This is a genomic window from Sulfidibacter corallicola (assembly GCF_017498545.1).
Lineage (GTDB): Bacteria > Acidobacteriota > Holophagae > Acanthopleuribacterales > Acanthopleuribacteraceae > Sulfidibacter > Sulfidibacter corallicola.
This window is the reverse complement of record NZ_CP071793.1, coordinates 2,729,836-2,743,008: the sequence shown is the minus strand read 5'-3', so window position 1 is coordinate 2,743,008 and position 13,173 is coordinate 2,729,836. Positions and strand designations below refer to the sequence as shown.

The following is a 13,173-nucleotide window of genomic DNA, read 5'->3' as shown; positions in this document are numbered from 1 at the left end:
TCCCGGCTATCGGGAAGTCGTCCCAAATGGTGTCATCTGGAGGTTCGCAATGGCTGCGGAATTTCTGTCCCGACTGAAAGAGCTCGGCATTCATCAGGAGACTTCGAATGGATGGAGCGAGCGCATTCGGGATGCCGCCGACAATCCGTCGCTGGTGGCCCTTTGGGGTGAGTTGCGAACGGAACTGATCGGTCTGGGCGCCTCGTTCCCCGTTCACGAGACGGTGTTCCAATGGCTGCGCAGCCGCTGGGACGAAGCCTCGGGTCCCTTTCCCGCCTGGTCTCCCGAACCCGCTGATCTGGAACACGCCAACATCACGCGCCACCGGCGCGACCTGGACCTGCCCGATTACGCTGCGTTTCACCGGTGGTCGGTGACGCACCGCGCCGATTTTTGGCGCCGCATGATCGACGATCTGGGCGTTTCCTTCAAGAAAACCGCGTCCGACCTGGTCGATGTGACCGATGGGGTGACGCGGCCGAGCTGGCTTCCCGGCGCCGAACTGAACATCGCCGACAGTTGCTTTCTCGCCCCGCCCGACCACCCCGCGATCCTTTTTCGTCGTCGCGAACTGGCCCCCATCGAGACGTGGCGGTTCGGCGACCTCGATCGCCTGAGTAACCGCGTGGCCAACGGCCTGGGCGACGCGGGTTTTCAAGTGGGCGATGCGATCGCGATCGACATGGCGATGACGCCGGAGTCGGTCGCCATTTACCTCGGCATTCTCAAGGCCGGATGTGTGGCGGTATCGATCGCCGACAGCTTCACGCCCGACGAGATCGCCACCCGTCTGCGCATTTCCAAGGCGGTCGGAATCTTCACGACCGATTTCAACCCCCGTGGCGACAAACTGTTGCCCATGTTCGAAAAGGTGAAGGCGGCCGACGCGCCCCGTGCCATCGTGCTCCCGTGCGGCCACAATCTCGGGGTCGGTCTACGGCCCGACGACCTGGCTTGGGACCGGTTCCTCTCCGAGCGCGACCAATTCGCGTCGGTGGCCCGCACGCCCGCCGACCTGGCCAACATCTTGTTCTCCTCCGGGACGACGGGCGATCCCAAGGCCATTCCCTGGAGTCATGCGACTCCGATCAAATGCGGGGTTGACGGTCATCTCCATCACGACATCCATCCCGGAGACGTGGTGTGCTGGCCCACCAACCTGGGCTGGATGATGGGTCCCTGGCTGATTTTCGCGGCCCTCATGAACCGCGCCACCGTGGCGCTGTATTGCGGCCCGCCCACCGGTACCGATTTTTGCCGTTTCGTTCAGGATGCGCAGGTCACCATGTTGGGGGTCGTGCCCAGCATCGTCAAGGCTTGGCGCAACGGCGACGCCGTGGCGGGGCTCGATTGGACGGCGATACGCACCTTCAGCAGCACCGGCGAATGCTCGAACGTTTCCGACATGCTGTACCTCATGGCCCAAGCCCATTACCGGCCTGTGGTCGAATACTGCGGCGGCACCGAAATCGGCGGTGGCTACCTGACCGGCACGCGGGTTCAGGCCGCATCGCCGGCTACCTTCTCCACGCCGGCCCTCGGTTTGTCCTTCTACTTGCTGGACGAGCGGCAGCAACCCTCGGATGTGGGCGAACTCTTCCTGGTGCCGCCGTCCATCGGGCTTTCCCTGACCTTGCTGAACAAGGACCACCACGAGGTCTACTACGCCGGCGCACCCAGCGGGCCCGACGGTGAGCCGCTGCGGCGCCATGGCGACCAGGTCCAGCGCATCGGCGGCGATTACTATCGAGCTTTGGGTCGCGCCGACGACACCATGAATCTCGGCGGTATCAAGGTCAGTTCCGCCGAGATCGAACGGGTGTTGAAAGGGGTCGAAGGCGTGGACGAAACCGCGGCGATCGCCGTGCCGCCCAAGGATGGTGGCCCGAGCCTGTTGATCGTGTACTGCGTCGTGACGGCGGAGAAGCCGCGCGATAGCTGGGTGCTCCACGACGCCATGCAACAGGCGATTCGGCGTCGCTTGAATCCCCTGTTCAAGATTGCGGATGTGCGCCAGGTGGTGTCTTTGCCGCGCACGGCGTCGGGCAAGGTGATGCGACGGGTGTTGCGCGCCGAGTACTTGCGCGAAGCCAGCCGGAACGACGCCTGAGCCGCACGTTTCCCTCGGCGATGCTCGCCAACTGAGTTCCGCACGAACGGGCGAACGAAGGGCTGGGTTCGTCGCGTTCGAGGCCGATGTATGGATGATCCTGACCCTGCCGGCAACTCAATCGAGCGGCCGCAGGAATTGGGGACCGATGACGCCGCCCGGAAGCCCTCCGCCCTGGGCGCTGAGCACCAAATTGGCGCTGAACGCGCTATTGGCCCAATGAAGCACGAGCGACACCTCGCCCGCCGGTAGGGTGACGGCACCACTGAATTCTCGGAAACTGGTCGTGCCGATGTGTTCGACCACCGTCTGCCCGTTGACGATCAGGTCGAATGCATCGTCCACCCCGACCGTAAACGTGACCTCGCCGGCCTCCGGCACCACCAAACGACCCGCAAAGGTCGCGCCGTAAAAACCCAGATCGCCTGGCGGAAGGACCGCCATATCGTCGCCGGCAGGTGCTTCGACCGTACTGGTGCCCTCCAGGACGCCATCCTCACCCACGTAAAAGAAGGAATCTCCGTCGAACGGCGTCACCGGCATGTTGACGCTTGGATAGACGAAGCTGCCGACGGAACCCGACCCCTGCGCCAGCCTCACTTCGAAATTGCCAGGGGTCAACCCGGCGAACCCCGAATCGACAAACCCGGGAGGATCGGAGGGCAAATCATAGAACACGGCAGTGAGGCCGGTGGTCCGTTCCTCAAACACGAAAAAGTGCCAAACGAACGCCTCGGTCAGGGCGTTCCCGGCGGTATCGGTGATCGCGGTACTCAGACGAGCCGACTTGAGACCGGCCGGCATCAGGCCAGGCAAGGTCATGACCGCGGTCTCTCCCAGTTCGCTGAGCGCGACGGTTCCCGGTGCCAGCATCACGTCATCGGGCGTGTCCAGCAGGCCATCCGGGCCCGCATCGAAAATCTGCCATGCCCCGTCGAAACTGGCGAGATCGACGGGTTCATCGAAAATGACGGCCAAAGTGTCCCTGGCGAATATCGCCTCACCCGCCGCCGGCGATGTGGCGACGACGCTTGGTGGTGTCGCATCCGGGCCAACCTGGAGGGTCAGCGTCTCGCTGAAGCTGGCATTGCCGCCGGTGTCGGAAACCCGAGCCTGTACTTGGAAACTGCTCTGAGTCGCCAAGCGGGGCGCATTGAGCCGGAACTCGAAGGGAAAGCTGCCATCGGTCGCGACCCGTTGTCCATCGACCGAGAACTCTACATTGCGAACTTGGACGTCATCGCTGACCGCCGCCGCCAACAGGAGCGGCTTCCCCTCCTCGACGGTGCCGGAAGGGGATGTCGTCAGGGTCACCGAAGGCGGGGTCGTACCGGTGTCGAAGGCCAGGTAGTTGACCACCTGCAGACCCTCGCTGCCGTCCGCGACATACGCGATGCCGTTGAACAGGGTCAATGCCTCGGCGATCCCCGGCGTTTGGAAGGTCGCCAAAAACTGATCGAACAGCAACGGGTCGGATAGGTCGTATAGGGAAAGGTCGTGAGGACCGCCATCCGTGCTGTTGGTACCCACGGCCGCCACACCCAATCCACTGCCGTTGGCGAGCATGTGTTTCCAGCCGGCTTGGGCGGTGTTGCCGCCGGCGATACGTACGGGCGTTGCAGGATCGTCAAGCGAGAAAAGATTGTAGCCGCGAGTATGGCTGGCGATCAGCAGACCGCCTCCGCCGGACAGGCGCAAACGTCGACCACCTGCCCCGACGGAGCCCGGCGAGGCGACGACATGGGTCTGGTCAAAACCACCCCCCGAAATATTGATCGCGTGCAGGTTGCCCTCGCGCAGGACATAAAGAAAATCTCCGACCACCGTCAAGTCCTGAATGTCGCCGTTTTGGAGGTCCAACCGCCGCAACACCAGGCCGCTGGCCATATCCACCACGGCGACCACATTCAGGCTCGTGCCCACATAGGCCAGGCCGTTCGAGGTCACCACTGCCACGGGCGATGCGCCCAATTCGGCAGGCGTCACGGTGTGGGAAATGGCCGCGTTGGGCGGATCATCCATCGTCACGACGGCCAAACCCGCTTCGCCATCGGCCACGGCCACCACATTCCCACCGGAATGATGCACCGCCGAAGCCTTGCCGGGTGTGTCGAGGCTGCCGATCAAGACCGGGGCCATGGCGTTGAAAATATTAAATATCGCGATGCCCTGTTCTTCCAGAGCCACGACCGCCACATCATCGAAGGCGCTGATGTCCACGGCGTTGCCGTCCAGATCCGCCGAGGCGATCACGCCCGTCTGGGCCACGAACCCGTCGAGCGGGTTCAGGCCTTGCGCCAGTTCGGCTCCGTCCAGAAGGCCGTCGTTATCGCTGTCGGGGTCGGTGGCGGAGGTGCCCACCACCAGTTCGCCCTCATCGTGGAGACCGTCGAGATCCGTATCGCGCGTCAGGGCCTGACGAAAATTGACTGGCGGAATCAGCAGGGCACTGCCGCTGGCGCCGCTTCTGAACTGGACCGTGCCGATCTGCGTGGTGATCGGATCGTAAAGCCAGAGCCGGTATTGCGTCAGTACCCCGAGAATCAGCTCTCCCGATGGAATGCCCCGTTGATCACTGGTGCCGCGCAGGAGGACTCGCGCATTGTCGCGATCTTCCACCATGTAGAAGAGGCGATCCTGACACGGGGCGGTCGTGACCCACAGAAGAGCTGCAAAAGGAATCGACACAAAACGAAATGACATCTTCATTTGCAGTCTCCGTTCTTTTTGGGATTCCCGTTGCGATGCTCCCTGGCCTTGATCCATTTGGTTTTCCCCGCGGCCAACGCCTTTTTGCGCGCGATGGTGGCAGCACCGTTGTCCAGCGGATCCGGCGACAGGCTTCCGAAAAAGGGAATGCCCTTCCAAAGGCTGAGCCCCATCTTCTGACGGACTTTGTAGTCCGAGAGGTCTTGCTTCGGCAGGAATTTATAGCCGGATTTTGGATCGTCCTTCTGTTTGGCGGCACCGACACCCGCTGCCCAAATCCGAAGCACATGCGACAGTTTTGGATCCAGACCCCATTGCGTCAGGAAGTAGACACCAAAATCGGCACCGGCCTCGTTGCTGGCCAGGTCCTCCCAGGACATGCCGCTGTGATAACCGTCGAACCTAATGCGACCCACCGACCAAGGGGCTTGATTGACCGTGTAATCTCCCAGGGTTTGCAACGATTCGACCGCATTGCCGGCCGCGATGACATCCATGCGAGACCACCAGAGTTCCCATTCCACGACAAATTGGGTCCAGCCATCGGTGCTTTCCATGTTGCGGACCTGGACGCGCGCTCGTTGGTAACCCCATTTCAGGCCATTGAGAAAGTGTTCGGCATCCACCCAGCCATACTTTTCGGTATAAAAATAACGAAACGATGAACCGGTATAGGTTCCCGCCTGTTCGTCCGTCATATTATCCAGTACCTGGAAAAGCATATAGCCATTCCGCTCATGGGCCTTCACGTCCTCGATCAAATCGTAAATGGTCCCGGCCTGGACTTGGTTGGGTTGCAATCCCAAGGGATCGGTCCGTGAGTAGGGATTGTTGCCGACGAAGGTGGCGCCGTTGCCCATGTTCTGGGCATCCCCCCAGGTCCCGAGCCGGTCTCGGGTCAGGAACCGGCCGGCCTGGCTGTCCAGATAGCGGGAGCGGAACCAATAAAAACCACTTTCGGGGTCCCATCTGCGGCCATTGAATAAGTAGGGATTGCCCACCGAGGTTCCCTGTTGGGGCAGCCCGGCCGCATCGAAGACCGCGGGGGTTCCGAAGTCACCGTACCGATAACGTTCGACCAGATTGCCGCCATCGTCGGTCAGCGCCACCACGTTGTATAAATCATCGCAATGATAGTAAAAGTCCTGACCGTTGCGCTGCATGGTGACCGGTTCGTCCAAGCCATGGCCATATACATAGGAAGCCTGTACCTGGTTCTGCCCATCACGCTCCTCGATAACCCGGATGCCGTCGTAATAATAGCGGGTCGTTTCACTGCCGCCGTCATCGACAACCCGAGCCACGCGCCGGCCAAGCGCATCGTACGTATAGGTCGCGGTCATTCCGTCGCTCCCGACGTAACCCGTCATGCGATCGGCGTAGTCGTAGCTCAAGTCGCGGGTGACCGGGCCATCGGCCTGGAGTGTGCTGCCGTTGGCATCGTAATGCCGGTCGTCAAACGGGGTTTGGCTGTACTGGTTGACCTGGGCATCCGCCGGGTCGGGTTGGGTGCCGTCCATGGTGTAAACGCCGGGTTGATCCCCGCCGACCACTTCCGTGCGATTCCCCACATCGTCGTAGTCAAAACCAACCGACGCCGCATCCTCCGTGACGGATAGCAGACGGTAAACCGAATCGTACACCATGTCGCGTGTACTGCCGGCGATGAGGTCTTCGACTTTGATTTTATTGAACACCCGGTCCCAGACATAACGACGATCATCGATCAGGCTGCCTCCGGCCGTCACGAGGTGCTGGGTTCCGGCAATCTTGCGGAAACCGAAATCGCCGCTGCCATTGGCGACACCCTGAACACCGTCGTAGGTCTTGAGGAGCCGCGTGCCGTTGCCTTGATCCCGGGCAACGAGGCGATCCGGGCCCGCCCAAAAGTGGGTGTAAATCGTTCCGCCGCCATCGGCAGCGGTTTTGCGGCGATTGAGCGCATCGTAGGTGTAGGTGAGGCTGCGGCCGCCGGGGAAAGTGCAGGACAGCATATTGCCTTCACCGTCGAATTCGGCCGACGTGGTTTGCCCGTCCAGCGCTTCCGCCGTCCGATGGGACAGCGAATCATAGGCACGCGTCACCACCACCTGGTCGTTTTCAGCCCGGACCAGTCGGGAAAGCCCGTCCCATGCAAAGGTCTCGAAGGTCGTCGCATCGTCGACATCGTTGCCAGGAGTGACATCCAGCCGAGTTTTGCGATCGAGCAGGTCGTATTGGGTATCGATCCGGCTGCCGTTGGCATCGGTTTGGGAAATGATGTTGTGGTGGACGTCATAGCTGTAGCTGTGAATGGTGCCGTCGGCCAGAGTGGTGGTCAGCAGCCGATCTAACCCGTCGTACGTGTAGTTGCAGAGATTGCCGTTGCCGTCTTCCCTGGCCACGATGCGGTGGGCGTGGTCGTACACTTTGCGGGTCACGATTTCGCCGAGCGGGTTCCCGCTCCCGGTTCCGTCGTCGCTCAGGCTGCGCCGTATTTCCACGGTTCGGTCCAACCCGTCAAAAAGGGCTCGAACCTCGTTGCCGAGCGCGTCGGTCAGCAGGGTGACATTGCTCCGCGAATCATAGCCGATGAGCGAAATATTACCGCTGCCGTCTTCCACGCGAATGCGCCGGTCCAGGTTGTCGTAGGTCAGGATCTGTACAAAAACCTCGTCGTCGCCTCCCAAATCGGTTTTCTCCACCGAGCTCTGGATAATCAAGTTATCGTTGGCATCGTAGGTGTAAACTTCCTGGTTTCCGGCGGCATCGATGGTCGTTTGCAATCGGTTGGCCGTGTCGTAGAGATAGCGGGTCTCGTTGCCGTTGTCATCGGTGGCCGAGATGGGTTGGGAAAAGCCGCTGTAGACCTTCACCCGCTCGGAAGACCCGTCCCCGATCGGGTTCTGGGTCGCCGTATCGAAGAAGGACCTCCGCGTGGTGGTCAGCCGGTTCAAGGCGTCGTAAACATAGGCGGTTTCTTCGAGCAGGAGATTGTCGGTGTCGCCGACCACGTCGGTGATTTCACCGAAGCTTCGCTGCAATACCGCATTGAAGTTGGCATCGTAGCCGAACACCGTGCGGTTTCCCATGGCGTCGATCTCTTCCACCACGCGGTCGTAACCGTCGTAAACGTACTCGGTCAGACGCGGGGTGTTTTCGATGCCCTGCATTTGCCTGATCACGTTGGCGTTGGCATCGTAATCGGTTTGCGTGGTGGTCTGTTCGGGAAAACCCGGCGCCAGAATATCGCGGTACAACAAATCTCGTTCGTCGTATTCGAATGCCTGGCTGTTGGCGGGCTGGTTGCCGTTCGCCGCCTCGCCGTACTCCCTGAGTACGATGTTGCGGTTGCCGTCATAAGTGAGGGTGGTGACTTGATCGGTGGTTTGATCCAGTTCATTCGTCAGCCGGAGGGGATTGTCGAGAATGTCGTAGATGTAGCTGTAACTAATGTGGCTGTTGGCAGCCAAGGCCCCGGTTTCGTCGAGGTTGAGTACGTCCTCGCGCACCAGGTTGTCGTTGGCGTCAAAGGCATAGTCGCGGATGTAGAAAATGCCCGAGTCGTCCGTAACTTCGCGCGAGGTTTGCCGCACCATTTGGTCCAGTTGGTTGTAGGTCATGGTTGCGGTGTGGCCGCGGGCATCGGTGAGCGCCGTCAAATTACCCAGAGGATCGTACCCGTGGGTTTTGGTCAGCGCCAGGTTTTCGGAATCAATGATTTCCCGATGTAGGTAGCCGCGCTCATGGCCGTCGGTGTGATAGGTGTAGACGTCGCGGCGACGGGATCCGCTGCCGTTGTCCGGATGGATGACCGCCGTCAATTGCCCGAATTCGTTGTATTCGAAATCTTCGACGATCCCGCTGATGCGATGTTCCGTCCGGATGCGATTGCCGCGCTCGTCATAGGTGTGGGTGGTGAGGTTGCCTCGGCCGTCGGTATGGCGGGTGACGAAGTTGAAGCCGCAGGACCCGCACGAAAAATCGTCGTCGTATTCGTAGCGCTCCTCGATGATTTGCTGGTCGCCGGCGGGGAGATGACCTCCCGGTATGCGCTGGACCGTTCGGAGGTTTCCTCGTGTTCGCAACGAGGCCGTGGGGTTGAGATCGGCCTCGTAAACGTAGGCCACGATGTTGCCTTTGGGATAAATGATGCGCGTTCTCTGGCTGTCCGCATTCCACTCGAAATGGGTTTCGAAAAAGTCCGGATCCTCGATTCGCACTTTCCCCGTTGGACGGTTCTCCGTCATCGTCGTCGGTTGTTGGGGATCGGCACGGCCCGTGTACTCGCGCAAACTGATCAGGCGGTTGCCCAAGTCGAAACGGTGTTCCTTCACATGGCCGTTGCGGTCGTTGATGATGGCGAGGGTTTCCGCTTGGCGGTTTTGCGGACTGGGATCCAAATCCACATAACTCAGATCGATGATGTCGTCCGGATCACCCCAAACCTGGCGAACGACCCGATCGAAGAGGAAATCGTCGGGATCGGTGGTCGCAGCGTAGGTATGAGACAGGTAGGTTTGGCCCAGAGGATCGGTGACGTTCAGCAGGTTGTGGTTCAGCCGTTCGTCGGCAAATCCGGTGGTGTAGGCGTAGGTCGTGGTTTTGCCGTCGGGAAAGTCGTTTGCGTTGGGCGTGCCGGTCACCGCTGGAGATGTCACGGTCGCAATCTCTCCGTTCCCGAAAACCGAACCCGCTTCGTGGTAGCTGTACTTGACCTGGCGACCGGTGAAATCGATGATGGCTTCGATTCGGTTCGAAGGGTCATAGGTCACCTGAATGTCTCGATCGAGCGTATCGGTCACCGTGATCAGACGCCCGTTCACATCGTAGGCGAACCGCATGGTATTGCCGTTGCGGTCGGTAATTCGCGCGATCCTGCCGGCCGCGGCAGTGCCATCGAGCGCGAGAAAATCCCACACCGTGGCATCGTCATGGGTCAGGCTGTAAGTGCCGTCCTGGTTTTCGATCAATTCGGCAAATATTTCGTTGCGGGCCCAGGCATTATCCGTGCCCGGCACGGGTGTGTATAGATCGCGGCGGCCCTCGCCGTTGGCAACCGCCCGCAACAGGCCGTCCGCCTCCAAAAAAAGGTGGTAGGTGTGATCCCATCCAATGCCCAATGGAGAACGAATGTCGTGTTTCGAACGATAGGTCCGCTCCCACATGAAGTCGAATCCGCGACCTTTGATATGAAGGTCCACCACATGGAGCACCAATTCACCGGAAAAGTAATGGACGGGGTCGGTGGTGCCGGTGGGGTCTTGATTGGGCATATTCGTTTCGCAGGGATCGCGGGGCTTTTTCTTTTTGCCGTTGGAGCGCGCATTGTCATTGTCTTGAGGCGTTTTGGTACGGCCGTTGCCGCTGTTGGAATGGGAGGCCGGCTCCGTATCCGTTGGTTTGGCCTTACCCGGTTGGCCTCCGCCAGCTTGGGTCCCCGGGCGGGAGCCGTGCCAACCCGGAGCGAGTACGCCTTGCCCGGGATTGCTGCACACGCTCAGCCCGTCGCCGCTCACGGTCATGCCGCCTGCGATCTCCCAAGCGCCTGAATCGTGGTTGAAACTCCAAAGTGCACTGGCGGCACCTGGCGGCAGCACCTCGCTCGTGACCGGATCGGGCAGGTTGGGTAAACACAACGGCACCGGTTCGTCGAAGTTGGTCGCGCCATCGGTTTGAACGGTAATCACCAGCGGCAGCTCCAAGCCGGCGGGGAGAGCCCCGGGCAGCCGGCTGGGATCCACGGGGGCCACGCCGACACTGCCCCCGTCTTCGTCGATCAAAGCACCTGGCGGCACGGTCAGAACCACCAACTCGAGGCTGGGATCCGCGGCAACCACGGCAGGTGGGATCGTGACGGTCGTCGGATCCGAATCGCTGACCGGTTGAAGGGTGTCCGGGGCGATCAGCGGCAAAAACACATCGCCAACCGAAATTTCTCTACCGGGAATGCTTTCCCACGGTTTGCCAACGACGGGATAAAAGGCGCCTTCAGGACCACCGAGGGCCGCCGTGCCGTCGATATGCACGAAAAACAACCCACCCGGTGCGTCATCCAAACGAAAGTCGCCGAACGCATCGGTCACGGCGAAAACGCTTTCCTCGAGACCGTCCACGGTGATGCGGACGCCCGCGAGCGGCTGATTCACCCATTCGCCACCACCTTCGCTGACGACCTGCTCGGAAGCGAAAACGCGCCCACACACACTCGTCCCGGGCACGGTCCCCAAACCGAGCGTGTCAAATTCCACCAGGCCGGTACCGCCCGGCTCGCCATCGCCATCGGCATCGACGAGGCAGCCCAGTTCGTCCACCAACAGGTCTCCGTCGATGAGCACGCGAATACGCGCGCCGGCCGGCAAGTTGGCGTCGTAGAAAAGGGTGGCGCTGCGGCGGTCGGCAGAGAGCCGCCTTACCGCGGCCAAGCGTACGCCGCCGAATGTTGCAAAAAGGGCATCCTCACTCAGAGGTTCGGCCATGAGCGGTCGGCTGAAACGCACGACCGTTTCGCGCGTGATCGCCACCTGCGCACTGCCATGTGCGGGTGAAGGACTGGCAACGGTGGGGGTGATCAGATTACAATCCGCCTCGTCCACCGTCACATTCAGTGTCAACCGGTCGTTTAGCAGGCCATCCGTGGCGCGAAAAACCATACTGTTCAGGCCGATATCGCTGCTCTCCGGAGAGAACGAGAAGGAACCGGAAACCGCATTGAAGACCGCATTGTTGGGGACGTCAACGGCACTGAGTGCTACCGGATCGCCATCGGGGTCGATCGCGATCAAATCAATTTGGAGCAGGTCGCCAACAGCCAGAAATGGCTCGATGACGGGGTCGAAGACCGGGGCTCGATTTGCGGCGAAGCCGTTGATGCGGCAGACATAATCCAAAATGTTACGGTGCGAATCACCGTTACAGTCCGCGGCAGAGTCCAACCAGGCGGAGAACTGAGCCGGCATGTCGCCTAAAAGGAGATCGCCACAACCATCCACATCGCATGGACTGCCGGCCCGTGCATGCAGCAAGTTGCAACAAAGGAACAGCACCAAGATGCGACTCATGAGCATCCTCCAAGCCAGTGAAACTGACTGCGAAGATTCATTTCCATTGCCATTGCCTATGAAAGACGGCATCGGGTAAATGGCCAATGAGCATGAAAAAAAGAATGAATAGGAAATTTTAGCTCTATAAGAGGGGTGGAGTTATCCTAACGCGAGCCCCTCAATGGGTCAAACCCTTGCTTGTGGCGAAGGGCCTGGGTAATTCCTCCAAAAAATAGAGCAGGAATCCAGAAAGAACGGAAACCAAGAAAGGAACGGCATTTGGTGCAGATTGTGCCCCTGCTTTTCCTGGTTTCGTTTGTTCCTGCCTTCCTGATTAAGTGTGACGACGATCCAACCCATCTCAGGTTGGATGCCCCACGTGGGTTCCAGAGAGGCGCGGACCTGCGGGTAAACCCGCTCGATTTCGAGAAAGAAATACCCTGCCTGGTTTCTGGCGAAGGGCCTGGGTAATTCCTCCAAAAAATAGAGCAGGAATCCAGAAAGAACGGAAACCAAGAAAGGAACGGCATTTGGGTGCAGATTGTGTCCCTGCTTTTCCTGGTTTCGTTTGTTCCTGCCTTCCTGATTAAGTGTGACGACGATCCAACCCATCTCAGGTTGGATGCCCCACGTGGGTTCCAGAGAGGCGCGAACCAGCGGGCAAACGACAGGGATCGATCAGGCAGGGCCATCCATCCGAAACAAGGATCTGTCGCGGATGAAATCCGATGCCCGCAGTCGGGATCCTGGCGGGGCCGTCAGGTGAGAACGGCCAAGCTGGGTGGAACCAGTCAGTCACATGGCGTTCTTTTCGTGTGTTTTCGTGGTTTTCGTGGACGGAATCGCAAGATGCGAGGCGGGCGTGTGACGTTCTCGATGCCCCGCCGCGCCTCGTTCACGGCTCATTCCGCCTTGGCAGTCTCCTCCATGCGACGTCGTAGGCTCAGGGGCCGCATGTCCGTCCAGACCTCGTCGATCCAGTCGAGACAAGCCTGCTTGTCGCCGCTCTTGCCCGCATCGCGCCATCCCAGAGGGATTTCGCGGTCTTGCGGCCAAATGGAATACTGCTCTTCGTGATTGATCACGACCGTGTAAAGCTCTGCAATAGCTTCTGTTTCACTCATGGGGTCCTCCAGGGGAATCGTGAGAGATACCCAGTAGGGCGCACATCCAGTGGCCGCATCTCCACAGGTGGAGGGCGGCGACACGCAGGATGGGCACCTGTCCCGGGAAAAAACCTAAAAGGTGCGATAGCGCCACCGAGAATGGGGACATGTAGGTCGGGAACCTTGGCCAATGAGAAAGGGCGTCCGAGCGACAGAAGTTGCCTTA

At 60.2% G+C, this 13,173-nt stretch carries 5 protein-coding genes; 1 reads left to right on the top strand and 4 read right to left on the bottom strand.

Going from position 1 to position 13,173, the window contains the following annotated elements:
* Window positions 1–49 precede the first annotated feature (49 nt).
* Entirely contained in the window at window positions 50–2,110 is a 2,061-nt protein-coding gene (locus J3U87_RS07815) for an AMP-binding protein (RefSeq protein ID WP_237382478.1), read from the top strand.
* Window positions 2,111–2,227: 117 nt separating this feature from the next.
* On the opposite strand, the gene J3U87_RS07810 is transcribed toward J3U87_RS07815, so the two are convergent.
* From J3U87_RS07810 to J3U87_RS07795, 4 genes are all read right to left on the bottom strand, one after another.
* On the bottom strand, window positions 2,228–4,819 hold the full coding sequence (locus tag J3U87_RS07810; protein WP_237382477.1) for an Ig-like domain-containing protein: 2,592 nt from the start codon (window positions 4,817–4,819) through the stop codon (window positions 2,228–2,230).
* The gene (locus tag J3U87_RS07805) at window positions 4,816–11,859 is read right to left on the bottom strand and encodes a DUF6531 domain-containing protein (RefSeq protein ID WP_237382476.1); all 7,044 of its coding nucleotides are present in this window, start codon (window positions 11,857–11,859) and stop codon (window positions 4,816–4,818) included. Before J3U87_RS07805 ends, J3U87_RS07810 begins: the two co-directional genes overlap by 4 nt.
* Before the next feature lie 168 nt (window positions 11,860–12,027).
* Entirely contained in the window at window positions 12,028–12,453 is a 426-nt protein-coding gene (locus J3U87_RS07800; RefSeq protein ID WP_237382475.1) for a hypothetical protein, read from the bottom strand.
* 290 nt (window positions 12,454–12,743) lie between these two features.
* Window positions 12,744–12,965, bottom strand: coding sequence for an MbtH family protein (locus J3U87_RS07795; RefSeq protein WP_237382474.1), 222 nt, complete (start codon window positions 12,963–12,965; stop codon window positions 12,744–12,746).
* Window positions 12,966–13,173 lie beyond the last annotated feature (208 nt).